Source organism: Pseudomonas sp. 8 R 14, from assembly GCF_900005955.1.
GTDB classification, from domain to species: Bacteria; Pseudomonadota; Gammaproteobacteria; order Pseudomonadales; family Pseudomonadaceae; genus Aquipseudomonas; species Aquipseudomonas marginalis.
The window spans coordinates 20,927-46,828 of the sequence record NZ_CVTH01000089.1; the positions used below are offsets into that span (position 1 = coordinate 20,927).

The following is a 25,902-nucleotide window of genomic DNA, read 5'->3' on the forward strand; positions in this document are numbered from 1 at the left end:
AGGGTAGAGCCTTTAACTCCCGTCAGGCCGCAAAATCAGCACCCCCAACGGCGGCAGGTTCAACGACAGTGACACCGGTTGCCCATGGCGTGGCTCATCCTCGGTGAACACGCCACCGCCATTGCCGTAATTGGAACCCGCGTAGGTATCGGCGTCACTGTTGATCACCTCGCTCCAACGCCCACCGAACGGTACGCCCACCTTGTAGGCCTCACGGGGCACCGGGGTGAAATTGGCCACCACCAGCACCGGCTTGCCGTCCTTGCTCCAGCGTAGCCAGGCGTAGACGCTGTTGATCGCGTCGTCGCCGATCAGCCACTGGAACCCCTGAGGCGCATCATCCTGCTCGTGCAGGGCCGGCTCTTCGCGATACAGGCGGTTCAAGTCACCCACCAGCTTTTGCACGCCTTTGTGCTCGGCGTACTGCAGCAAGTACCAGTCCAGTTGCTGGTCGTGGTTCCACTCGCGCCACTGGCCGAATTCGCAGCCCATGAACAGCAGCTTCTTGCCCGGATGCATCCACATGAACGCCAGGTAGGCGCGCAGGTTGGCAAACTTCTGCCAACGGTCGCCCGGCATCTTGTCGATCAGCGAGTGCTTGCCGTGCACCACTTCATCGTGGGAAATCGGCAGGATGAAGCGCTCGGACCACGCATACACCAGGCCGAAGCTCAGCTCGTTATGGTGATGGGCGCGATAGACCGGATCCTGCTGGATGTAATGCAAAGAATCGTGCATCCAGCCCATGTTCCACTTGTAGTTGAAGCCCAGGCCGCCCTGTTGGGTGGGCTGGCTGACGCCGGGCCAGGCGGTGGACTCTTCGGCGATCACCAGGGCGCCGGGCGCTTCCAGTGCCACCACGTCGTTCAAGTGGCGCAGGAAGTCGATGGCTTCCAGGTTCTCGCGCCCGCCATGGCGGTTGGGCACCCATTCGCCGGCCTTGCGCGAATAGTCGCGGTACAACATTGACGCCACAGCGTCCACGCGCAGCCCGTCAATGTGGAAGTGTTTGAGCCAATGCAGTGCCGAGGCCAGCATGAAGCCGTGGACCTCAGTGCGGCCCAGGTTGTAGATCAGCGTGTCCCAGTCCTGATGGAAGCCTTCCAGCGGGTTGGCGTATTCATACAACGCAGTGCCGTCGAATTGCGCCAGGCCGTGGGTGTCGGTGGGGAAATGCGCCGGCACCCAGTCGAGGATCACGCCGATATCGGCCTGATGGAGCGCGTTGATGAAATAGGCGAAGTCCTCCGGCGAGCCAAAACGCGCCGTCGGTGCGAACTGTGAAAGCGCCTGGTAACCCCACGAACCGCCGAACGGGTGTTCCATGATCGGCATCAATTCGACGTGGGTGAAGCCCAGTTGCTGCACATACGGCACCAACCGCTCGGCCAGCTCGCGCCAGGTGTATTGGCGCGCTACTTCGCCGGCCTCGTCCAGCTCGCACTGCCAGGAGCCCACATGCAACTCGTAGATCGACAGCGGCGCCGTGGCCTTCTGTCGCTCGACCCGCGCTTGCATCCACTCATGGTCCTGCCAGTCCACCTGCAACGGCGCGGCGACTTTCGAGGCGGTATCGGGTGGCAACTGGGTCGCCAGCGCCATCGGGTCGGCCTTGAGCGGCAGAATCCCGTGGGCGCCGAGGATTTCGTACTTGTAGGCGGCGCCAGGTTGCAGGCGGGGAATGAAGATCTCCCACACGCCCGACGGATGCCGCAGGCGCATCGGGTGGCGGCGGCCGTCCCAGATATTGAAGTCCCCCACCACCGAGACCCGCCGCGCATTCGGCGCCCACACGGCAAAACGCACGCCGTCTACGCCATCGACGCTGGTCACCTGGGCCCCCAGGCAACTGCTGAGGTCACGGTGGTTGCCTTCGGCGAACAGGTACAGGTCCATCTCCCCCAGCAACAGTTGCTGGAAGCTGTAAGGGTCTTCGGTGATCTGCTCGCCACCGGCCCACTGGATTTTCAGCAAGTACGCCTGGCGGGTGTTGAACTGCCCGACGAACAGGCCCGGCACCTGGGTCGCATCCAGGCTGCCGATCTGTTCACCGCCATCGCGGCTCAGCACCTGGACACTCAAGGCCTCCGGCAGGAACGCGCGGATAAATTGGCCGCCCTGCTCGTCATCGTGTGGCCCGAGAATGGAAAACGGGTCGTGGTGCTCGGCGCGCACCAGCGCTTCGACGTCCTTGGACGCCGGCATGGCTGTCAACTTCGGTTGCAGCGGTTCTTTATTCGTAAAGCTCATGACGTCTCCCCACCGCGTGCAGTGTTCGATTTAGATGTAATCCCGCTCAACAACCCGTGCAAGCCCCGCAGGGGCACCGGCAACCAGGTCGGGCGGTTTTCCGCTTCGTACGCTACCTCATACGCGGCCTTCTCCAGGCTGAACAACGTCAGCGCGGCGTCCTGGCCCTTGGCATCCTGCCAGTCATGCGCCAGTGTAGACGCAGCGGCCTGATAAGCCTGGATAAATGCCTGGCGGGCCTCTTTCAGGTAGCGATCGGTCACGCGCCTGCGCGCCTGGTCCGCTGCGGGCGAGTGATCCACCCCTTGTACGTTCAAGGCCATGGCCGCCGCGTAGTCAAAGGAGCGCAACACGCCGCTCACATCTTTATACGGGCTGTGCTTGCCGCGCCGTTCATGCAGCGGCCGCGCCGGTTCGCCTTCAAAGTCGATCAGGTAGGCATCGCCCTTCACCACCAGCACCTGGCCCAGGTGCAAGTCACCATGAACCCGAATGCGCAGCCCGCCCAAGGTGGCTTTCGCCAGCGCCTGGACATGCGCGCCGATGGCTTTTTTCTGCGCCAGCAATTCACTGACCAGCGCCTGATCGGCAGGGTTCAATTGGCTTTGATGCAGCTTGAGCAATTGCAATGCACGGTCGATCTGCGTCCCAACGTCCTTGGCCCAGGCTTGGGTATCCTTGGCGCTGGTCGGTTCGGGGTTGAAGTCCTTATTGGTCGTGTTGGCACCCAGTACCCCGTGCATTTCACCCAGGCGCTGGCCGAGCAGCCCGGCGAAGTCCGCCAGCTCGCCCAATGCGTTGTAATGCTGTTCCTGTTCGGAGATGGCCTCGGCCAGTTCATCGCGGATGGCACGTTCCAGATTGTTCTGGGTCCAGCTCCATGCGTCACCCTGGTTGCTCAAGTAGCCCTGGGCGATCATCAGCAGGTTGTCCTCGCCTGCGCCATCATGGCGAATCACCGAACCCATCAGCGGCGAGATATTCGGGTAACCCGCCTGCGTCAGGTACGCGCTCATTTCCAGCTCCGGGTGCACCCCGGCGCTGACTTTGCGGATCAGCTTGAGCACCAGGCTCTCGCCCACCACCACCGAGCTGTTGGACTGCTCGGCAGACAAGTAACGTACCGGCGACTCGTCCGTCAGTTGCAGCGTGTCCAAGTGTGGCGTGGCTTCAAAACGCAGGTCGCCGTCGCTGCCGTTTAACACGGTACCGGCCTGCAGGCCTTGGATCACCGCGCGGATAAAGTGCTCCAGGCTGAAGGCGTCCGTCACCAGGCCGACCTGACGCACCCGCCGTACCCGGGCCAGGGCCAACTGTTGCGGCAAGGCGCTGGTGAACTGGTCTTCGCCAAGAAAACCGAACGGCAGCTGATAACGGCTGACCTGGCCACCGGCGGTCACCTCAAGCTCGCTGAGCAAGACCGGGTGCTGGGGGTCGCCAAAGCGCACACCGTAGGCGATGCGCACGCTGTCGATGGCGGTGTCCTTGCCGGCAAACCAACGGCGCTTGGGCAGCCAGGCGGGCAGCGAGGTCTGTTCGAGGGCGGTGCGACACGGTTCGTCGAGCAGCTCTTCCATGCGTTTTTTCAATACCAGGGTGGTGAAGTCCGGCATGCTTTGCGCCGGCTCCACGTGCCAGCTGGGCATCTGGTTTTCCGCCGCCAGCACGAACCAATAGAAGCCATACGGCGCCAGGGTCAGCAGGAAATTCAGCTGGCCGATGGGCGGGAACGCATTGCCGCCGAGCATCTCCACCGGGACCATGCCGGCAAAGGCCGATAGGTCCAGCTCGGCCGCCTGGGCGCTGCGCGAGACGTTGGCCACACACAGGATGATTTCGTTGCGCCCGTCTTCGCCGGTGAATTCGCGGGTATACGCCAGGATGCGGCGATTGCTTGGCGAGAGCATTTTCAGGCTGCCGCGCCCAAACGCCTTGGACTGCTTGCGCACCGCTAGCATGCGGCGGGTCCAGTTCAACAGTGAGTGCGGGTCCTGGGCCTGGGTTTCGACGTTGACCGACAGATAGCCGTACTGCGGATCCATGATCGGTGGCAGCACCAGGCTGGCCGGGTCGGCGCGGGAGAAACCGCCGTTGCGGTCAATGGACCATTGCATCGGCGTGCGCACGCCATCGCGGTCGCCGAGGTAGATATTGTCGCCCATGCCGATTTCGTCGCCGTAATACAGGGTCGGCGTGCCGGGCATCGACAGCAGCAGGCTGTTGAGCAACTCCACACGGCGGCGGTCGCGCTCCATCAAGGGCGCCAGGCGCCGGCGAATGCCCAGGTTGATGCGTGCGCGGCGGTCAGCAGCGTAGTAGTTCCACAGGTAGTCGCGCTCTTTATCGGTGACCATTTCCAGGGTCAGTTCGTCGTGGTTGCGCAGGAAGATCGCCCATTGGCAGTTGGCGGGGATCTCCGGGGTCTGGCGCAGGATATCGGTGATCGGGAAGCGATCCTCCTGGGCCAGCGCCATGTACATGCGCGGCATCAGCGGGAAGTGGAACGCCATGTGGCACTCATCGCCGTCATCGCCCTTGCGGTCGCCGAAATACAGCTGCGTGTCTTCCGGCCACTGGTTGGCCTCGGCGAGCAGCATGCGGTCGGGGTAATGGGCGTCGATCTCGGCGCGGATCTGCTTGAGGACGTCGTGGGTTTCCGGCAGGTTTTCGTTGTTGGTGCCATCGCGCTCGATCAGGTAAGGGATGGCGTCCAGGCGCAGGCCGTCGATGCCCATGTCCAGCCAGTAGCGCATCACCGACAGCACGGCTTTCATCACCTGCGGGTTGTCGAAATTGAGGTCCGGCTGGTGGGAATAAAAACGGTGCCAGAAGTACTGGCCGGCGACCGGGTCCCAGGTCCAGTTGGACTTTTCGGTGTCGAGGAAAATGATGCGGGTGCCGTCGTATTTCTGGTCGTCATCGGACCACACGTAGAAGTCCCGCGCCGCCGAGCCCGGCTTGGCCTTGCGCGCCCTCTGGAACCACGGGTGCTGATCGGAGGTATGGTTGATCACCAGTTCAGTGATGACCCGCAACCCGCGTTTGTGGGCTTCGGCGATAAAGCGCCGGGCATCGGCCATGGTTCCGTAGTCGCTGTGCACGCCCCGGTATTCGGCAATGTCATAGCCGTCATCGCGGCGTGGCGAGGGGTAGAACGGCAGCAGCCAGATGGTGTTGACACCCAGGTCGGCGATGTAGTCGAGCTTGGCGATCAGGCCGGGAAAATCACCGATGCCGTCGTTGTTGGAGTCGAAATAGGATTTGACGTGAACCTGGTAGATCACCGCGTCCTTGTACCAGAGCGGGTCTTTGATGAAGGTGGCAGCCTTGGGTTTCTTCGCCATTGGAAACTCCTGAAATACTCGAAAAATCGTGCAGACTGAACCGGGTCAATGTGGGAGGGGCTTGCCCCCTCCCACATGTTGCTCTTCACCAGGCTCAGGAGGTGCTGATGCGCCAGATCCCGAACGGCATCTGCGGCTCCAGCCGCGTCCACTGGGTCTTGCCATACCAGGTCCAGCGGTGGCCGTTCATTAGGTCTTCGCCCTGGGTCTGCGCATCGTCCGGCAGGCCCAATTCCCACAACGGCAACTCAAAGTGGGCCTCCTGGGCATTGAACGGATCGAGGTTGACGGCTACGAGGATGAAGTTGCTGCCGTCCTCGCTGCGCTTGCCGAAGTACAGGATATTGTCGTTCCAGGCGTTGTAGAGCTTCAGGCCCAGGTGAGTCTGCAAGGCCGGGTTTTGGCGGCGAATGCGGTTGAGCTGGGCGATCTCGGCGATGATATTGCCGGGTGCGGTGAAGTCCCGAGGGCGAATCTCGTATTTCTCCGAGTCCAGGTATTCCTCTTTGCCCGGCACCGGTGCCGCTTCACATAGCTCAAAGCCCGAATACATGCCCCACAGGCCCGAGCCCATGGTGGCCAGCGCGGCGCGGATCAAAAAGCCCGGGCGCCCGGATTCATGCAGGAACCCTGGGTTGATATCCGGTGTATTGACGAAAAAATTCGGCCGGTAGCATTCGCGCCACGGCGACTCGTTCAATTGCGCCAGGTATTCGGCCAGTTCGGCCTTGGTGTTGCGCCAGGTGAAGTAGGTGTAGCTCTGGGAGTAACCGACCTTGCCCAGGCGCGCCATCATCGCCGGGGTGGTGAAGGCTTCGGCGAGGAAGATCACCTCGGGATGCTTTGCCCGTACATCGGCGATCAGCCACTGCCAAAAGGGCAGCGGCTTGGTGTGGGGGTTGTCGACGCGAAAGGTCTTCACGCCCTCTTCCACCCAGCCCACCACGATGTCGCGCAGTTCAGTCCACAGGCCTGGGACCGCATCCGCGGCATAGAAGTCGACGTTGACGATGTCCTGGTACTTCTTTGGCGGGTTCTCGGCATATTTGATCGTGCCGTCCGGGCGCCAGTTGAACCAGCCCGGGTGCTCTTTGAGCCACGGGTGGTCCTGGGAGCACTGGATGGCGAAGTCCAGGGCGATCTCCAGGCCATGCTCGGCGGCGGCCTTGACCAGGCGACGGAAGTCTTCGCGGCTGCCCAACTGCGGGTGGATGGCCTCGTGGCCGCCGTCCTCGCTGCCGATGGCATAGGGGCTGCCCGGATCATCGGGGCCTGCGGTTAGGGAATTGTTCTTGCCTTTGCGGTGGCTGCGCCCGATCGGGTGGATCGGCGGGAAGTACAGCACGTCGAACCCCATGTCATGGATCATCGACAGGCGCGAGTGCACGTCGTTGAACGTACCGTGGCGGGCCGGATCGTCGGTGATCGAACGGGGAAACAGCTCGTACCAACTGGCAAATTGCGCCGCCTCGCGCTCCACATCAATCGGGTAGACGGTGCTGATGCTCAAGTAGGCGCGGTGGTCGGCCTGGGTCATCAGGTGTGCACTGTCTTCGTGCAAAAACAGCGCGACCTGCTCGGTTTCCAGCAAACCGGAGAGTTCGTGGTGCAACAGCATCAGGCGGTCACGCAGTTCGTTGTCGCTGCGTTCGGCGGCCTGCAGCACCAGGCTGCGGCCTTCCTGCAACTCCAGGCTGACCGGCACCCCGGCTTCATGTTTTTTGCGCAGTTCATAGCAGAAGCTGGCGTAGGTATCGATCCAGGCCTCGATGCAGTATTCGTGAGGGCCCTGGACGGTGACGGTAAACGCCCCTTCCCAGCCATTGTTGCCCACGTCGTTCATGACCACGCTGTGCCAGCTTTCGTCATGCAGCGGGCGCCAACGGATCAATACGGCCAGCTTGTCGTGGCCATCGGCGAATACCTTGCTGGTGACGTTGACCCGCTGGCCCACCACAGCCTTGACGGCAAATTCGCCGCCGTCGATCACGGGTGAAGTGCTTTCGATCGCGATCCTGGGCAGCAACAGCGCCTGGGACAGCGGCAATATGGAGTCTTCTGGAGCCAGTGTTTCAGCAGTCATCGAGCATCTTCCCCTTACGCCCTGTGGACGCTCTTTGCTTGATCCGAATTCCGATACGGCAGCGCTCTCCCTGAGCAGGGCCGCTATAGGTCCGAGCCTGGGCCAAGGTTAAAAGTTCAGCTGGATGTTCCGCCATTGGGCGGGGAATCAATTGGCCCCGGTGGATGTCCACCACTGGAGCAAAGCACAAAGGAGGCCACACCGATGAATATCCCTATCCCGGCTGAAACCCCGGACCCGAATATCGACAACCCGACCTTGCCCCCCACGGAGCCGGAGCCGATTCCTGAGAAGGAACCGCCGGAAACCCAACCGCCAGCGGTGGAAGAACCACCAACGACAATGCCACCGGTAATTGTAAGAACCAGCTGACGGCGACGGGAGGCTCGCTCGAAAACAAGATATCGCCCTTCGAGCGGACCTCATGAAAAACCGAAATTTCCTTCGCTATTAAGAAAATATTGCTTAAGCCCAGCTTTATATACTGACCTCGCGAAATGCTCCCCCCACCCTTTGGGATAAGGCGTTTCAGTCCATTCTTCGTGAGGTTATATATGTCGACCATCCCTCCTCAGCTGACCCCGAACTACGTACCGTCCACCCCCGTCACTCCGGCGCACACCGATGCAACGCCTCTGGCTGAGCTGAACTCGCTGTTATCCCAGCACAACATCCACTGCATTCTGCACGCCCCGAACTCCTTTCATTCCCGCACACAGCTTGACAAAGTCCGCAGACTGTTAACTGAAGACAACATCCGGTTGATGTTGCACGGTGAGAATGCTGAAGCGAACGCCAAAACCCTCGAAGCGCTCGGTAAACAGTTAAATCCGGACATGATCAGCACCAACCTGGAATCCGCCAGGCGTGATGCGGAAGAAACCCTGATCAAGGAGCTCAGGTTGAAAGGGCTTGAAAACTTGATGAAAGCATATTCTGGCAGTGACACCGCAGATCTGCTGAACGCTTATCATAAGTCGAAAGACGATGTGGAGACCCTTGGCAAGAACCATTCAGCAATGGGACGTATGGCTGGGTTCTTGACTGGGTTTGGTAGTCTGTTGAACATGCACAGGCTCGACTCTTTACGCACAGAACGAGTGCCCGCCGAACGCCAACACGGTCCTGAAACCTACAGCGTCAACATGAAGGTCCCTTATTAAGTCAGGTCTCCTTGTCCAACAGCTTGACGATCCTTGGCATCACGCTGAACACCGCCAGGGCCAGCAAGGTACTCAACACCGCCGTCGACTCGCGGCCCATTCCCGCCGCCACCCCAATGGCGGCGGTCATCCATAACCCGGCAGCGGTGGTCAGGCCTTTGACGTGCTGGCCCTCTTCATCTTCCTTGCCCTTGAGGATCGTCCCTGCGCCGAGGAAACCAATCCCCGCGATCACCCCCTGGACCACACGACTCATGGCATCCGCCTGGTTGCCAGACATCTGAGGTACCAGCACAAACAATGCGGCGCCCATTGCCACCAGCATATGGGTGCGCACACCGGCAGCCTTGCCCTTGTGCTCGCGCTCAAACCCGAGGATGCCGCCCAACAGCGCTGCGATCAGCAGGCGAACAGTGATTTGAGTGAGCTGTTTCGCGTCGCCAAGGTCGGCGAATTCGGCCTGCAGGGTTTGCCACACTTCGTGCCACCAGGCGTCCATGGATGCTGTCCTTTATTTATGGATAAAGGATGGACAGCGGCGACCGCCAGTCAGTTGCCTTGAACCCACACACCTTGCTGCCCCCTAACCTTCATACCCCATGAAAAAGGAGATCGGCATGCCCCTGCGTATCGAAAACCAACTGTGCTACTTCATGCTCGATGACAATGGCCAGGAACAGAGCGTGCCGGCGACCCGCGTCCATATCGTTACCGACACCGACAAATCCATGTCGTACGTGGAACTGGCCGCCGAGCGGATCTATATCACCGAAGCCGAGGCCGACGCCCTGACGGTGGCAGGTGCCCATGATGGGCGCCAACATGTAAAGGCTGAAGAACCTGGTTCGCTGATTTAATTGACCTGTATCAGCACGCGCCAGATCTAGCTGCACCTCCAGCGCCATGGGGTGCAGCACATTGACGCAGGCCCATGGCCAAAGCCCATCTGATCCGCTTTTTATCGCCATACCTGAGCCTGTTATGCAAACAGACCGGCGCGCATAGTTCATCGGCCTGATGGAGGCTGATGAGCGAACGACCATGAGCGAACGAATCCCAACCGTGGAAACCTTTGAGCCGATCCACCCAAAGAAGGTGAAGGCCAAATCCAGCGACAACCTGATCCATACCCGCAGTTTCACCGGCCTGTTCCGCACCTTGCGCGTAGCTGGCGCGGGCTTTCTGTTCCTGGCGTTCTTCGGCACGGTGTGGCTGAACTGGGGTGGGCGGCAAGCCGTGCTGTGGGATTTGGCCGAGAGTAAATTCCATATTTTCGGCGCCACCTTCTGGCCCCAGGACTTCATCCTGTTATCGGCTTTGCTGATCATCTGTGCCTTCGGCCTGTTTGCGATTACGGTGTTCGCCGGCCGCGTGTGGTGTGGCTACACCTGCCCGCAAAGCTCGTTTACCTGGCTGTTCATGTGGTGCGAAAAGCTCACCGAGGGCGAGCGCAACCAACGTATCAAGCTGCAAGCGGCGCCCTGGAGCCTGAACAAACTCGCGCGACGCTCGGCCAAACACATGTTGTGGCTGGGCATCAGCGTGCTCACCGGGCTGACCTTTGTCGGCTACTTCACGCCGATCCGCCCCCTGGCCGCCGAACTGCTGACCTGGCAAATGGGGGGCGTGAGTCTCTTCTGGGTGCTGTTTTTTACCGCCGCCACCTACATCAACGCCGGCTGGCTGCGTGAAGCGGTGTGCATGCATATGTGTCCGTATGCGCGGTTCCAGAGCGTGATGTTCGATAAAGACACCCTGACCATTTCCTACGATAGCGCCCGTGGCGAGCATCGCGGCCCGCGTAAACGCGAGGTCACGCCGGCCGCTGTCGGCCTGGGTGACTGTATTGACTGCCAGCTGTGCGTGCAGGTCTGCCCCACCGGCATCGACATCCGCGACGGCCTGCAAATGGAGTGCATCGGCTGCGCGGCGTGCATCGACGCCTGCGATTCGATCATGGACAAGATGGGCTATGCGCGGGGCTTGGTGAGCTACACCTCCGAGCATCAACTCCAAGGCGGCAAGACCCACCTGCTCAGGCCGCGCCTGATCGGCTACAGTGCGGTGCTGCTGGTGATGATTGCGGCGTTGGTGGTGGCATTGGTGGAGCGGCCAATGGTGTCGCTGGACGTGACCAAGGACCGTGGCATGTTCCGCGAGAACGCCCAGGGCCAGATCGAAAACATCTACAGCCTCAAGGTCATCAACAAGACACAGCAGCGCCAGGAATACCGGGTGCAGCTGCTGGATGCAGAGGGTTTCCAACTGCAAGGCAAGACCGAGATCAGCCTGGCACCGGGGGAAATCGTCGATGTGCCGGTTTCGGTGGCATTGCTGGCCGACAAGCCGGCGAGCAGTTCGCAGACAGTGCGCTTCAAGGTTTCGGATGTGGACGAGCCGTGGATCTACAGCGCCGCCGACAGTCGCTTTGTGGCACCGCTCAACCGCTGAGACCTCGCTATCGAAAATGATGCAGATCAAATGTGGGAGGAGGCTGGACTCATATTACCTATTTGTTTAAGGCCAACATGAAACGCTACGAAAAATTCGCCGATGACATCGCAGAACTGATCCGCTCCGGCGTGCTCGGCCCCGGCCAGCGTGTGCCGTCGGTACGCTATGCCAGCCAGACCTATGGCGTCAGCCCGTCCACGGTGTTCCAGGCCTACTACCTGTTGGAGCGTCGCGGGCTGATCCGGGCACGGCCGCGCTCCGGCTATTTCGTCAACACCCATGCACCCAGCCCGTTCTCCGAACCGGTGGTGAGCGAGCAGGTGCATGAGTCCACCGAAGTCGATGTCAGCGAACTGGTGTTCTCGGTACTCGATTCGATCAAAGACCCCAACACCGTGCCCTTCGGCTCGGCCTTCCCCAGCCCCATGCTGTTCCCGCTGCCGCGCCTGGCCCGCTCCCTGGCCAGCGCCAGCCGCGAGATGGACCCGCGTCTGGTGGTCACCGACATGTCGCCGGGCAACCCGCAACTGCGTCGGCAGATTGCCCTGCGCTATATGGTCGGCGGCCTGATGCTGCCCATGGAGGAGCTGCTGATCACCAACGGCGCCCTGGAAGCGTTGAACCTGTGCCTGCAAGCGGTCACCGAACCGGGCGACCTGGTGGCCATCGAGGCCCCGGCGTTCTACGCCTGCCTGCAAGTGCTGGAACGCCTGAAGCTCAAGGCGGTGGAAATCCCCGTGCACCCGCGCGACGGCATCGACCTCAACGCCCTGGCGCAAACCCTGGAGCGCTACCCGATCAAGGCCTGCTGGACCATGACCAGTTTCCAGAATCCCATGGGCGCCACATTGCCGGAAGCAAAGAAGCAGGCGCTGGTGGAACTGCTGCGTAGCCACCAAGTGCCGTTGATCGAGGACGACGTGTACGCCGAGCTGTACTACGGGCAGCAGGCACCCAAGCCGGCCAAGGCCTTCGACAACGAAGGCCTGGTGATGCACTGCGGCTCCTTCGCCAAGAGTCTGGCGCCGGGCTATCGCGTCGGCTGGGTGGCGGCCGGGCGCTATGCGCAGAAGGTCGAGCGCTTGAAGCTGATGACCTCGCTGTGCCCTTCGATGCCGGCGCAAGCGGCGATTGCCGACTACCTGCAACACGGCGGCTATGACCGCCACTTACGTAAACTGCGCTATGCCCTGGAAGAACAGCAAAGCGCCATGCTGGCGGCTATCGCCCGCTACTTCCCGGCGCAGACACGGGTGAGCCAGCCGGCCGGCGGGTATTTCCTGTGGCTGGAATTGCCGGAGCAGACCGATTCGTTGAAGTTGTTCCAGATGGCGCTGGCGCAAGGCATCAGCATTGCGCCGGGGCCGATCTTTTCTGCGACCCAGCGCTTTCGCAACTGTATTCGCCTGAACTACGGCAGCCCGTGGACCGAGGTCTCGGAGAAGGCGATGGAGACGTTGGGGCGGATTGTGCGGTCGTTTTGAGGGATGGCGTTGCGCTTTCTGACGCCATCGGGGGCAAGCCCCCGATGGCCATGGGTATCTACACAACTTCCAGTGAATACGGAATCTATGGCAATTAGGCTTCTGTGGTGAGCGGGCTTGTCGAATCGTCGCACCGCCCGCTCACCACAGAGTTATGTGTCAGCCTTTAAGAGTTGTGTAGATACCTATGCCCCGATGGCGCCGGTACAGGCACTGCATCACTAGCGCCCGCCACCCAAATCCAGAAAAGTCCCCGTGGCATACGAAGCCTTGTCCGACAGCAGCCAGATAATCGCTTCCGCCACTTCATCCGGCCGCCCGCCACGGGCCATGGGAATACCGGACTCGAGCTTGCTGACCCGGTCCGGGTCGCCGCTCAGGGCGTGGAAGTCGGTGAAGATGTAGCCGGGGCGCACCGCGTTGACGCGGATGCCCTCGCCCGCCACTTCTTTCGACAGGCCGAGGGTGAAGGTGTCGAGTGCGCCCTTGGATGCGGCGTAGTCGACGTACTCACCCGGCGAACCCAGGCGTGCAGCCACCGACGACACATTGACGATACTGCCGCCCTGCCCGCCATGCTTGGGCGACATCCGCAGCACCGCGTGCTTGGCACACAGGATCGGACCGAGCACATTGGTCTTGAGAATGTTCAGGATGCGGAACTCGGACATCTCATCCACCCGCGACTTGTGCCCCACGGTGCCGGCATTGTTCACCAGCGCGGTGACCCGGCCCAGTTCGGCGTCCACGCGATGGAACAGCGCAATCACCTCATCTTCGATACTGACATCCGCGCGCACCGCAATCGCCTGGGCACCGAGGCCGCGAACCTGCTCGAGCACGCTGTGGGCGGCTTTTTCATCGGAGTGATAGTTGATGCAGATGCGATAGCCCTCGCGGGCAGCCAGCAATGCCGTCTCGGCGCCGATACCACGGCTCCCCCCGGTGATGATGAGGACTTTGTCCATGCGTGCGGTCTCCTGATCCAACCTGGTGTTTAGGGTTGGATCCGATACTAACCGTCACGCACGGCTTTTGTCAGGCGCCGCTGCATCTTCGCCGCGCTGGATATGGGCCATGAAACCGTCCGCCGGCAACGGGTGGCCGAGCAGGTAGCCTTGCAGGGAGTTACACCCCAACCGCGTGAGAAAACTCTGCTGCACATCGGTTTCCACGCCTTCGGCGACGATTCGCAGCCCCAGCGCCTGGCCCAAGGCAACAATGGCAGACACGATGGCGGCGTCGTCGCTGTCATGCTCCAGGTCACGCACAAAACCACGGTCGATCTTCAACTCGTTGGCCGGCAGGCGCTTGAGGTACATCAGGCTGGAGTAGCCCGTGCCGAAATCGTCGATGGACAGGTCCACGCCCATGTCCGACAGCTGCTGCAACACCGTCATGCTCGCATCGGCGTCGCTCATCGCGGTGGTCTCGGTGATTTCCAGGGTCAGGCTGTTGGCCGGCAACCGGTGCTGCGCCAGGGCGCCGGCCACGCTGTTGACCAGCCCGGCGTGGCAAAACTGCAACGCCGACAAGTTCACCGCGATGCGCCAGTGCTCATAACCCTGGGCGTACCACAGGCTCATTTGGCGACAGGCTTCATTGAGCACCCATTCGCCGATGGGGATGATCAGGCCGGTTTTTTCCGCCAGTTCGATAAAGGTCGCCGGCAACAACAAGCCTTGTTGCGGATGCTCCCAGCGCACCAGCGCTTCGGCGCCCACCGGGATCCCACTGATCGCATCAAACTTGGGCTGGTAATACAGCCGGAACTGCTCGTGCTCAAGAGCATTGCGCAGGTCTTGCAGCAGCTGCAATTGCTTGCGCGCATTGGTGTTCATCGACACATCAAAGAAGCTGTAGCCGTTCTTGCCCATGCCCTTGGCATGGTACATGGCGGCGTCGGCGTTCATCAGCAGTTCCTGGGGGGTGTTGCCATTGCCCGGGAACATGGCGATGCCGACGCTGGCGGAAATCTTCAGCTCATGCTCGGCCACCTGGAACGCGCGGTTGATCAGCACCACCTGGCGTTCGGCAAGGCCGAGGGCATCGTCGGGCTGGGTCAACTGCACCAGCAATACAAACTCATCGCCGCCGATGCGGGCCAGGGTGTCGTGACTGCGCAGGTCTTCGCGCAGGCGCAGGCCGACTTCGCGCAACAGCTGGTCGCCCATGTGATGGCCAAAGGCATCGTTGACCGGCTTGAAGCCATCCAGGTCGATGAACATCAGGGCAAAGCAACCGCCCTGCTCCTTTACCGCCTCGATGGCCTGTTGAATACGATCGGCCAGCAAGGTGCGATTGGGCAGGCCGGTGAGCATATCGTGCAGGGCCAGGTGGGTCAGTTCCTGGTTGGCTTGGGTCAACGAGTCGGCGAGCACCGCAGTACGGGCTTCCAGGCGCGCGTCGAGCAACGACGTCAGCAACGCGATGGCCAGTACCGCCAGGGTCGTCACCAACACCAGGTTATCCAGGCCCTTGCCGCTCAAGCCATCCAGCACGGCGGCGCAGTAACTTTCATCGGCAAAGCCTGCGGCCGCCATGCCGGTGTAATGCATGCCGACGATTGCAAAGCCCATCACCACCGCCGCACCACCACGGGCCAGGCGTACATAAGGCGTGTTGCGGCGCAGGTTGAACGCAATCAACAGTGCGGCTCCGGACGCCACCACCGCGATCAGCAACGACAGGCCAAATAGCGTGGGGTCATAGTCGATGCCCGGCGTCATGCGCATCGCGGCCATGCCGGTGTAGTGCATGCTGGCAATACCGCTGCCCATGACCAGCGCGCCAAACGCCAGTTGCCAGGCAGGCAAACGCGCTTGGCTGACCAGCCATAATGCAAAGCCGCAGGACAATACCGCGATCAACAACGACAGCGCGGTGATACCGATGTCGAAGCCCAAGGCAAACGGCAGGCGCAACGCCAGCATGCCGATAAAGTGCATGGACCAGACGCCTACCCCCATCGCCATGGCCCCGCCGGCTATCCATAAATACACAGCGCGCCCCTTGGCGGTCGCGATGCGGCCGGTGAGGTCCAGGGCGGTGTAGGAAGCGAGGATCGCGACAAACAGCGAGATCGCGACCAGCGAGGGGGAATAGCTACCGATAAGCATGGGACTTCTCGTGGGCAACGGACCCGAAACGCCCGTACCAAGTGGCAAAGCGGGCGATTGTAGCGAGAATAATTCTTGAACAGTTGATTAATTATCAGAGGGCCATTAGTGGCAGTTTGACGCCAATCTACTGATTGAAATTACCCACACACTGCGTTCCCACACACGTGAGAACGATCGATCAATCCTTCTCGGCAATCGGCGTCTGCCCATCCCAACCACCACCCAGCGCGGCGATCAGTTGCACGCTGGCCACCAGGCGGCTCTGCAACAGGGTCAACACGGTGCGCTCGTTACTCAGCGCCGTGGCCTGGACCGTCACCACATCCAGATAGGCAATCAGCCCGGCCTTGTACTGGTTCTGGGTCAAGCGCAGCGATTCTCGGGCGGCCTCGAGGGCTTCGTTGCTGACCACCGCCTCGTCTTCCAGCACCTTGAGCTGGACCATGTAGTTTTCCACTTCACGGAAGCCGTCGAGCACGGTCTGGCGGTACTTGGCCACGGTTTCGTCGTAGGACGCCACGGTGCGGTCGACTTCCGCCGAGCGTTGGCCGCCGTCGAACAGGGTCATGGCCAGTTTCGGCCCTACCGACCAGAAGCGGTTCGGCAGGCTGATCCAGTCGGCATAGGTGCTGCTGGAATAGCCGCCGGCCAGGCTCAGCGTCAGGTCCGGGTAATAGGCGGCCTTGGCCACGCCAATATTGGCGTTGGCGGCGATCACCGAGCGTTCGGCCGAGGCGATGTCCGGGCGCCGTTCAAGCAATTGCGACGGCAGGCTGACCGGAATCTGCGGCAGGGCCGGGATGTCCTTGCTCACCGCCAGGCTGAAGTTGGCCGGTGCCTCGCCGATCAACACGGCGATGGCGTTTTCCAGTTGGGCACGTTGCCAGATCAGGTCGATCAGGCTGGCCTGGGTGGTCTTGAGCTGGGTTTGCGCCTGGGCCACCGCGTCCTTGCCGGAAACCCCGGCGCGGTATTGGTTTTCGGTCATTTGCAGGGAGCGCTGGTAGGTGTCCAGCGTGGCTTGCAGCAGGCGGGTCTGCTCGTCCATGACCCGCAGTTGCAGGTAGCTTTGCACCAGTTCCGACTGTTGGCTCAGGCGCATCGCGGCCAGATCCGCCGAGCTGGCTTCGGCACTGGCCTCGTTGGCCTCCAGGCCACGGCGCAACTTGCCCCAGATATCGGCTTCCCAGCTCACGCCGAGCTGCGCATTGAGGGTGTCACGGATCCCGCTGCTGGAACTGCTGAGGCTGGCGCTGCTGCTGCCGGTGCCCTGGCTGGCGCGGGTTTTGCCCGCGCTCAGGTCGACGCTGGGGTAAAACGCCCCGCGTGAACTGCGCACCAGGGCCTGGGCCTGGCGAAAACGCGCTTCGGCCTGGGCCACGGTCTGGTTGGAATTATTCAGGCGCAGCACCAGGTCGTTGAGTTGGCGGTCGCCATACAGCTCCCACCAGGCGCCACGGGCCAGGGAATCACTCGGCGCGGCCTGGCGCCAGCCCTGGGCTTCCTTGAACTGCGCGGGTTCAGTGACTTCCGGGCGTTTGTAATCCGGGCCGACGGCACAGGCGCTGAGCAACAACGCCAACCCTACTGTAGGAGCGAGCTTGCTCGCGAAGGTCGTTAACGATAACGCGCCGAGCCTGAATGAACGCGGTGCCTGCCGTTTTTTCGCGAGCAAGCTCGCTCCTACAGGGATGAGTGCCGTGTCGGAAGCCCGCAGTGCATTGGCGTTGGTTGAATCGGTCATAGCGCAGTGTCCAGGGCAGCATCGGTACGCACGCCGCGCCAGGCATTGAAACGGTGGCGCGCGCGGTCGAGATAGAGGTAAACCACCGGGGTGGTGTAGAGGGTCAGGACCTGGCTGAAAATCAGGCCGCCAATGATGGTCAGGCCCAGGGGATGGCGCATTTCCGCGCCATCGCCGGTGCCCAGCAGCAACGGCAAGGCGCCGAGGATGGCCGCCAGGGTGGTCATCAGGATCGGCCGCAGACGCAACAGGCAGGCGCTGCGAATCGATTCCAGCGGGCCTAGCCCATCGTTGCGTTCCAGCTGCAACGCCAGGTCGATCATCAGGATCGCGTTCTTCTTCACCACCCCGATCAACAGGAACAGGCCGAGCAGGGAAATCAGGCTGAACTCCCCTCCCGTCAGGTAGATGGCAAGCATCGCGCCGACGCCGGCCGACGGCAGGGTCGAGAGGATCGTCAGCGGGTGAATGTAGCTCTCATACAGAATGCCCAGCACCAGGTACACCGCCACCAGCGCGCCGAGGATCATGAACGGCTGGCCCTTCTGCGTGGCCGCAAAGGCATCGGCAGTGCCGGCCATCTTGGCGATCACATCTTCCGGCAGGCCGACCTTGGCAATCGCCCGCTCGATGGCCGCCGTGCCCTGCTCCACCGTGACCCCGGGGGCCATGTCGAAGGCGATGTTTTCCGAGGCGAACTGGCCTTCGTGGCTGACGCGGTCGTCCGCCAGGCTGTTCTCGTAATGGGCAATGGTCGACAACGGCACCCGCGCGCCGCTGGAGGTGATCACCTGCATCTGGTTGAGGGTGATCGGGTCCTGGGCGTATTTGGGGTTGACCTCCATCACCACCTGGTACTGGTTGAGGCTGTCGTAGATGGTGGAAATCTGCCGCTGGCTGTAGGCGTTGTTGAGCACCGCGGTGACCATGTCCATGTCGATGCCCAGGCGCTTGGCCTGGTCACGGTCGACAATCAGCGTGACCTGGGCCGCGCCCCGGCCTTCGCGGGCGTCGATGGCGGTCAGTTCCGGCAGCTCACGCAGCGCCGCAACCACTTTCGGGTACCACAGGCGCAGCGCGGCCAGGTCGCCGCTTTGCAGGATGTAGGAATACTGCGCGCTGGTCTGGTCACGGCTGCCGCCGAATTGCAGGTCCTGGTCGGCCATCAGGAACAGGCGCCCGCCCGGCACCAGCGGTACATCCTTGCGCAGGCGCTCGATCACCGCCTGGGCGGACACCTTGCGTTCGCTGATGGGCTTGAGGCGGACCAGCATCACCGCGTTGTTGGTACCGTTGTTGCCGCCGATAAAGCCGGCCACGCTGAGCACCGCTGGGTCGTTGAGCACCGCCTTGCGGAAGATTTCCATCTTCGGCTGCATGACGCTGAACGACAGGCCGTCGTCCCCGCGCACAAAGCCGATCAATTGGCCGGTGTCCTGTTGCGGCATAAAGGTCTTCGGGACCACCACGTACAGCGCCACGTTCACGCCAATGGTCAGCAGCAGGCTGAGCAAGGTCAGGCGGCGATGGCGCAGCACCCAGTCCAGGCTGGTGGCGTAGCCGGCCACCATGCGGTCGTTGATCTTCTGGCTCCAGCGCTGCAGGCCGGTCATCTGCCCTTTCACGTGGGGCTTGAGCCAACGGGCGCAGAGCATCGGCGTCAACGTCAGCGACACGATCAGCGAAACGATGATCGCCGCCGACAAGGTGATGGAAAACTCGCGGAACAAGTTGGTGACGATCCCGCCCATGAACAGGATCGAGAGGAACACCGCCACCAGCGATACGTTCATCGACAGCAAGGTAAACCCGACTTCCTCGGCACCCAGGTAGGCGGCCTTCATCGGTGGCACGCCCGCGTCGATATGCCGGGAAATGTTCTCCAGCACCACAATGGCATCGTCCACCACCAGGCCGGTGGCCAGGATCAGCGCCATCAGCGAGAAGTTGTTCAGTGAGAACCCGTACAGGTACATGATCGCGAACGTGCCCACCAGCGACACCGGCACCGCCAGGGTTGGAATCAGCGAGGCGCGGAAGTTGCCGAGGAACAGGTACACCACCAGGATCACCAGCCCCACCGCAATCAGCAGGGTCATCTCGGCTTCATGCAGGGTCGCGGTGATCACCGGCGAGCGGTCCATGGCCAGGCTGAGCTTGACGCTGGACGGCAGCACCGCCTGCAACGCCGGCAGTTGCGCCTTGATCTGCCTGACGGTCTCGATGATGTTGGCGCCGGACTGGCGGTTGATCACCAGCAGCACCGCCGAATCATTGTTGAAGAAGCCACTGTTGTAGCGGTCCTCCACGCCGTCGCTGATCTTCGCCACATCCTTGAGGCGCAGGGCGGCGCCGTCCTGGTAGCGAATCAGCAGCGGCTCGTAATCCTTGGCCTTTTCCAGCTGGTCGTTGGCCTGGATCTGCCAGTTGCGCTCGCCGTCTTCCAGGGAGCCCTTGGGCCGACGCTGGTTGGCATTGGCGATGGTGTTGCGCACGTCGTCCAGGGCCACGCCGTACTGGTCGAGGGCCTTGGGTTCCAGCTCGATACGCACCGCCGGCAGGGAGCTGCCGCCGATCTGCACTTCGCCCACCCCCGGCACCTGGGACAGGCTTTGGGAGAGGATGGTCGAGGCCAGGTCGTACAGCTGGCCCTTCTGCAACACGTCCGAGGTCAGCGACAGCACCATGATCGGCGCCTGGGACGGGTTGATCTTCTTGTAGGTGGGCATGCTGCGCATGCCGCTGGGCAGCAGGTTGCGCGAAGCGTTGATCGCCGCCTGCACTTCCCGCGCGGCGCCGTTGATATCACGGTCGGAGTCGAACGCCAGGATCACCCGGGTGGAGCCCTGGCTCGACGAACTGCTCATGGTGGTGATGCCGGCAATCGCGCCGAAGGAACGCTCCAGCGGCGTGGCCACCGTGGAGGCCATCACCTCGGGGCTGGCGCCGGGCAGGCTGGCCGAGACCACGATCACCGGGAAATCGATCTGTGGCAGCGGCGACACCGGCAGCAGGTTGAAGCTGACCCCGCCCAGCAACATGATCGCCAGGCTCAGCAGCAGGGTCGCTACCGGCCGGCGAATGAAAGGTCCGGACAGGTTCATGACTCAACCGGCTCCAGGCTTTGCGGCTCTTTGCGCCAGCGGCGGCCGAGGCGATCGAAATACAGGTAGATCACCGGCGTGGTGAACAGCGTCAACACCTGGCTCACCAGCAGGCCGCCGACCATCACCAGGCCCAGGGGCTGGCGCAGTTCGGCACCGGAGCCGGTAGCGAGCATCAACGGCACTGCACCGAACAGGGCGGCCAGGGTAGTCATCAGGATCGGCCGGAAGCGCAGCAGCGCCGCCTGGTAGATCGCGGTCTGCGGGTCCAGGCCCTGGTTGCGTTCGGCGTCGAGGGCGAAGTCGATCATCATGATCGCGTTCTTCTTGACGATACCGATCAGCAAAATGATGCCGATGATCGCGATCATGCCCAGGTCATTGCCGCTGAGCAGCAAGGCCAGCAAGGCCCCCACTGCCGCCGACGGCAAGGTCGAGAGAATGGTGATCGGGTGGATATAGCTCTCGTAGAGCACGCCCAGCACGATGTACATGGTGACCACCGCTGCCAGGATCAGCAGCAAGGTGCTCGACAGCGACGCTTCGAATGCCTGGGCAGCGCCCTGGAACTGGGTCTGCACCCCCACCGGCATGCCGATGTCCTTCTGCGCCTGGTTGATCAGCTCCACGCCTTTGCCCAGGGCAACGCCGGGGGCCAGGTTGAACGACATCATGACCGCCGGGAACTGGCCGATATGCGCAATCGCCAACTGCGCCTGGCGCTGTTCCACATGGGCGAGGCTGGACAGGCGCACCTGGCCGCCGTCGGTGGTCTTCACATGGATCTGGTTCAGCGCCGCCGGGCCCAGGGTTTCCCCAGACTGGGCCTGCAAGACCACGCGGTACTGGCTGGCCTGGGTGTAGATGGTGGAAATCTGCCGCTGGCCGAACGCGTCATACAGAGCATCGGTGATGGTCGACACACTGACGCCCAGGCGCGAGGCCGCATCGCGGTCGATCACCAGGTACACCTGCAGCCCCTTGTCCTGCAGGTCGCTGGCGACGTCTGTGAGCTCCGGCATCTGGCTCAGTGCGTGCACCAGCTTGCCGCTCCACAGGGCCAGCAGGTCGGCGTCCGGCGAGGACATGCTGAACTGGTACTGGGTGCGGCTGACACGGTCTTCGATGGTCAGGTCCTGCACCGGCTGCATGAACAGGCGGATTCCCACCAGCTTGTCGATTTGCGGTTGCAGGCGCGTGATCACCTGGGCCGCGCTCAAGTCGCGCTGGCCGTGGGGCTTGAGGTTGATCAGCAAGCGGCCGCTGTTGAGGGTGGCGTTATCGCCATCCACGCCGATATAGGACGACAGGCTTTCCACCGCCGGGTCGGTGAGGATGATCTGCGCCAGTTCCTGCTGGCGCTGGCTCATGGCGGCGAATGAAATCGACTGCGGCGCTTCGGAAATACCCTGGATCACCCCGGTGTCCTGCACCGGGAAAAAGCCCTTGGGCACCACCAGGTACAGCACCACGGTCAGGCCCAGGGTCGCGATGGCCACCAGCAGGGTCAGCGGCTGGTGCCTGAGCACCCATTGCAACTTGCGCCCGTAGGCTTCGATCAGCCAGTCGATCCAGGCGCCGCTGGCCTTGTAGAAACGGCTCTGCTCTTCTTCCTTGGGCTCGCGCTTGAGCAAACGCGCGCACATCATCGGCGTGAGCGTGAGGGACACCACCAGGGAAATAAGGATCGCCACCGCCAGGGTGATGGCAAATTCGCGGAACAGCCGTCCCACCACATCAGCCATGAACAGCAGCGGGATCAATACGGCGATCAGTGACAGGGTCAGGGAGATCAGGGTGAAGCCGATCTGCCTGGCGCCCTTGAGCGCGGCGGCCAGCGGCGTCTCGCCTTCCTCGATATAGCGGGAAATGTTCTCCAGCATCACGATGGCATCGTCCACCACGAAACCGGTGGCAATGGTCAGGGCCATCAGCGTCAGGTTATTGATGGAGAACCCGGCCAGGTACATCACCCCGAAGGTGCCCACCAGCGACAGCGGCACGGCAATCGACGGGATGATCGTGGCGCTGACCCGCCGCAGGAACAGGAACGTCACCATCACCACCAGGGCAATGGCGATCAGCAATTCGTGCTGCACATCGGTGACCGAGGCGCGGATGGTCTGGGTGCGATCGGTAAGCACCGTCACGTCGAGGCCGGCCGGCAGGTTGTCGGTGATGCTCGGCAGCAGCGCCTTGATGCGGTCGACCACCTCGATCACGTTGGCGCCCGGTTGGCGCTGGATATTGAGGAGTACGGCCTGGTTTTCATTGGCCCAGGCGGCAAGGCGTTCGTTTTCGGCGCCGTCGACGATCTGCGCCACATCCTTGAGGCGCAGAGGCGCGCCATTGTTGTAGGCCAGGATCAGCTCGGCGTATTGCTGGGGCGACACCAACTGGTCGTTGGCATCGAGCATCGACACCCGCGTGGGGCCGTCGAAGTTGCCTTTGGGCTGGTTGACGTTGGACGCGGCGATCAGGGTGCGCACATCGGAGAGGTTCAAGCCGTTGGCCGCCAGGGCTTCGGGGTTGACCTTGATGCGCACGGCCTGGCGCTGGCCACCGGCGATGCTGACCATGCCGACGCCGCTGATCTGCGCGATCTTCTGCGCCATGCGTGTGTCGACCAGGTCATTGAGCTTGGGCAGCAGCATGGTCTTGGAGGTAATGGCCAGGGTCAGCACCGGGGTATCCGCCGGGTTGACCTTGTTGTACACCGGCGGTGCCGGCAAATCCTTGGGCAGCAGGTTGGTGGCGGCGTTGATCGCAGCCTGCACCTGTTGCTCGGCGACATCCATATTGATGTCGAGGTTGAAACGCAGGGTCAGCACCGAGGCGCCGCCGGAACTGGTGGACGCCATCTGGGTCAGGCCGGGCATCTGCCCGAACTGGCGCTCAAGGGGCGCGGTGACCGCGCTGGTCATCACATCGGGGCTGGCACCGGGGTACAGGGTCATCACCCGGATGGTCGGGTAATCCACCTGAGGCAGCGCCGAGACCGGCAACAAGCGGTAGGAAATAATGCCGGCCAAAACAATCGCCAGCATGCTCAGCGTGGTGGCGACCGGACGAAGGATAAACAGTCGCGACAGGTTCATGAACCGACCTTTTGCGCCTTGCCGGCGGTGGTGCCGGTCTCCCCTTTAGCCGCCGGCTTGCCTTGCAGGTGTTCGGTGGGCGTCGTCGGCACTTCGCTGCTGTCGTTGACCACTTCGATCTCGCTGCCGTCCTTGAGGCGGTCGGTGCCTTCCAGCACCACACGGTCGCCGGCGACCAGGCCTTCCTTGATCACAGTGTTGTCGCCATCGGTGTCACCCACCACCAGCGGCTGGACCTTGACCTTCTTGTCGCCATCGAGCTTGTAGACAAAGGTGCCGGTGTTGCCGAACTGAATCGCGGCGGACGGCGCCAGCACCACGTTGTGCAAGGTATCGGCGAGCAAATGCACGTTGACGAACTGGTTGGGGAACAGCGCCTGGTCCTTGTTATCGAAACGCGCCTTGAATTTCAGGGTGCCGGTGGTGACGTCGATCTGGTTGTCCAGGCTTTGCAGCACACCAGTGGCCTGCCGCTTGACGTCGCCACGGTCCCAGGCTTCCACGGGCAGCTTGTTGCCGGCGTGATAACGGGCGAGCACGGTTTCCAGGGTGTTTTCCGGCAGGGTGAAGGCCACGCTGATCGGTTGGGTCTGGGTGATCACCGCGAGGAAGGTGGTGTCGTTGGCCGCCACCAGGTTGCCCACATCGACCTGGCGCAAGCCGACGCGACCGCTGATAGGCGCGCGGATCTTGGTGAACTCGAGGTTGAGCTTGGCGTCGTCCACCGCGCCCTGGTTGGTCTTGACCGTGCCCTGGTATTGCAGGACCAGCGCTTCGGCGGTGTCCAGGGTCTGCTTGGCGATACTGTCCTGGGTGTACAGGTCGCGATAACGCTGCACGTCGACCTGGGCGTTTTTCAACTGGGCCTGGTTCTGCATCAGCGTGCCCTGGGCCTGGAGCAAGGCATTCTGGTAGCTGCGCGGGTCGATCTCGGCCAGCAGGTCGCCGGCCTTGACCATCTGCCCTTCTTCAAAGGCGATCTTGACCAGCTCGCCACCCACCCTGCTGCGCACATTGATGGTATTGAGCGCGGTGACCGTGCCCAAGGCCTTGTAGTACACCGGGAACTCCCCCAGCACCGCTGGCGCTACACGCACCGGCACCGGGCCGGTGGACCCGCCGAACCCCGGGCGCGCCATGCCGGTTTTACCGGTATGCCCGGCCGGTGCGTCTTTGTGGGCGGCGCCGCCTGGCCAGAATTTCCAGCACAGGCCGGCGATAACCAGCAGCACGAGCAGGCCGAACAGCCAGCGGCGGGAGTTGCGGGGGGAGGATTGCATGGAGTGATCAACCATTGGGCGCGAGAGCTTCTTCTTCGGGAGGCTGAAAGATAAGCACTGGAGCGCGTTAAGAAAAGCGCCTTTACCGGCTATTTACCTTGGGCTTACAACTTTTAACTTCTGCGGCTTAGTCTGCGGGCTATTTCGCTAAACGTCTGAGCCACAAATAAAAACGGCCTGGACTAGGCCAGGCCGCAATCATGTCTTACGGGTGTTACTGCAAAACGACAGTAACGCGCCGCAACAGTTACTTCAAAACAGCCAGGGCCGCTTCGTAGTTCGGCTCCTGGCCGATTTCCGAAACCAGTTCGCTGTGCAGCACGGTGTTATTTTCGTCCAGCACCACGACCGCACGGGCGGTCAGGCCCTTGAGCGGGCCATCGGTAATCGCTACGCCGTAATCGACGGCAAAACCAGGGTCACGGAAGTCCGACAGGTTCTTCACGTTTTCCAGGCCTTCGGCGCCGCAGAAACGCGCCTGGGCGAATGGCAGGTCGGTGGAGATGCACAGTACGACGGCGTTGTTCAGCTCGTTGGCCTGGGCGTTGAACTTGCGTACCGACGTGGCGCAGGTCGGGGTGTCGACGCTTGGGAAGATATTCAGCACTTTGCGCTTGCCGGCAAAGGTAGCCAGGGTTGCATCCGACAGATCGCCGGCGGTCAGGGTGAAGTCTGCTGCTTCAGAGCCGACTTTCGGCAATTCGCCTTCAACCTGGACAGGGTTACCGCGAAGAGTGACTTGAGCCATGAACAGAATCCTTATGCTGGGTTTTGGT

General features: G+C 62.2%; 16 protein-coding genes. 5 read left to right on the forward strand and 11 right to left on the reverse strand.

The window, feature by feature from the left end; translation table 11 throughout:
• Positions 1 to 12: 12 nt before the first annotated feature.
• From glgB to BFQ01_RS27990, 3 genes are all read right to left on the reverse strand, one after another.
• The gene (gene glgB / locus BFQ01_RS27980; protein ID WP_065927837.1) at positions 13 to 2,250 is read right to left on the reverse strand and encodes a 1,4-alpha-glucan branching protein GlgB; all 2,238 of its coding nucleotides are present in this window, start codon (positions 2,248 to 2,250) and stop codon (positions 13 to 15) included.
• A complete protein-coding gene (gene treS, locus BFQ01_RS27985) occupies positions 2,247 to 5,594 on the reverse strand; it encodes a maltose alpha-D-glucosyltransferase (RefSeq protein ID WP_065927838.1) in 3,348 nt (1,115 codons plus the stop codon). Before treS ends, glgB begins: the two co-directional genes overlap by 4 nt.
• Positions 5,595 to 5,688: 94 nt before the next feature.
• A complete protein-coding gene (locus tag BFQ01_RS27990) occupies positions 5,689 to 7,677 on the reverse strand; it encodes an alpha-1,4-glucan--maltose-1-phosphate maltosyltransferase (protein ID WP_065927839.1) in 1,989 nt (662 codons plus the stop codon).
• A 204-nt stretch (positions 7,678 to 7,881) separates the two neighbouring features.
• On the opposite strand from BFQ01_RS27990, the gene BFQ01_RS32665 reads away from it, so the two are divergent.
• Positions 7,882 to 8,049: a hypothetical protein gene (locus BFQ01_RS32665; RefSeq protein ID WP_162844262.1), complete on the forward strand. Its 168-nt coding sequence runs from the start codon at positions 7,882 to 7,884 to the stop codon at positions 8,047 to 8,049.
• Between the two features lie 182 nt (positions 8,050 to 8,231).
• Entirely contained in the window at positions 8,232 to 8,840 is a 609-nt protein-coding gene (locus BFQ01_RS27995) for a hypothetical protein (protein WP_065927840.1), read from the forward strand.
• Position 8,841: 1 nt separating this feature from the next.
• On the opposite strand, the gene BFQ01_RS28000 is transcribed toward BFQ01_RS27995, so the two are convergent.
• Positions 8,842 to 9,339, reverse strand: coding sequence for an MgtC/SapB family protein (locus BFQ01_RS28000; RefSeq protein WP_065927841.1), 498 nt, complete (start codon positions 9,337 to 9,339; stop codon positions 8,842 to 8,844).
• 118 nt (positions 9,340 to 9,457) lie between these two features.
• Between BFQ01_RS28000 and BFQ01_RS28005 the strand changes: the two genes are divergently transcribed.
• From BFQ01_RS28005 to mapR, 3 genes are all read left to right on the forward strand, one after another.
• Complete coding sequence (locus BFQ01_RS28005; protein ID WP_027606388.1) at positions 9,458 to 9,697, forward strand: DUF3203 family protein; 240 nt, start codon at positions 9,458 to 9,460, stop codon at positions 9,695 to 9,697.
• A gap of 184 nt (positions 9,698 to 9,881) precedes the next feature.
• A complete protein-coding gene (ccoG, locus tag BFQ01_RS28010; protein WP_065927842.1) occupies positions 9,882 to 11,291 on the forward strand; it encodes a cytochrome c oxidase accessory protein CcoG in 1,410 nt (469 codons plus the stop codon).
• A 77-nt stretch (positions 11,292 to 11,368) separates the two neighbouring features.
• Positions 11,369 to 12,778 (forward strand): GntR family transcriptional regulator MpaR, encoded by a 1,410-nt coding sequence (mapR, locus tag BFQ01_RS28015; protein WP_065927972.1) that lies wholly within the window; start codon positions 11,369 to 11,371, stop codon positions 12,776 to 12,778.
• A 221-nt stretch (positions 12,779 to 12,999) separates the two neighbouring features.
• Here the strand turns inward: mapR and BFQ01_RS28020 are convergent, their stop codons facing one another.
• The 7 genes from BFQ01_RS28020 to tpx form a co-directional block, all read right to left on the reverse strand.
• A complete protein-coding gene (locus BFQ01_RS28020; RefSeq protein WP_065927843.1) occupies positions 13,000 to 13,746 on the reverse strand; it encodes an SDR family oxidoreductase in 747 nt (248 codons plus the stop codon).
• Between the two features lie 54 nt (positions 13,747 to 13,800).
• The gene (locus tag BFQ01_RS28025) at positions 13,801 to 15,897 is read right to left on the reverse strand and encodes a putative bifunctional diguanylate cyclase/phosphodiesterase (protein WP_065927844.1); all 2,097 of its coding nucleotides are present in this window, start codon (positions 15,895 to 15,897) and stop codon (positions 13,801 to 13,803) included.
• 181 nt (positions 15,898 to 16,078) lie between these two features.
• Entirely contained in the window at positions 16,079 to 17,644 is a 1,566-nt protein-coding gene (locus BFQ01_RS28030) for an efflux transporter outer membrane subunit (RefSeq protein WP_083244951.1), read from the reverse strand.
• Positions 17,641 to 20,748, reverse strand: coding sequence for an efflux RND transporter permease subunit (locus BFQ01_RS28035; RefSeq protein ID WP_065927845.1), 3,108 nt, complete (start codon positions 20,746 to 20,748; stop codon positions 17,641 to 17,643). The genes BFQ01_RS28030 and BFQ01_RS28035 overlap by 4 nt, the downstream gene beginning before the upstream one ends.
• On the reverse strand, positions 20,745 to 23,846 hold the full coding sequence (locus BFQ01_RS28040) for an MdtB/MuxB family multidrug efflux RND transporter permease subunit (RefSeq protein ID WP_065927846.1): 3,102 nt from the start codon (positions 23,844 to 23,846) through the stop codon (positions 20,745 to 20,747). Before BFQ01_RS28040 ends, BFQ01_RS28035 begins: the two co-directional genes overlap by 4 nt.
• Positions 23,843 to 25,141, reverse strand: coding sequence for an MdtA/MuxA family multidrug efflux RND transporter periplasmic adaptor subunit (locus BFQ01_RS28045; protein ID WP_065927847.1), 1,299 nt, complete (start codon positions 25,139 to 25,141; stop codon positions 23,843 to 23,845). Before BFQ01_RS28045 ends, BFQ01_RS28040 begins: the two co-directional genes overlap by 4 nt.
• A 232-nt stretch (positions 25,142 to 25,373) precedes the next feature.
• Positions 25,374 to 25,874, reverse strand: a complete 501-nt coding sequence (tpx, locus tag BFQ01_RS28050) for a thiol peroxidase (protein ID WP_065927848.1) — start codon at positions 25,872 to 25,874, stop codon at positions 25,374 to 25,376.
• Positions 25,875 to 25,902: the final 28 nt, after the last annotated feature.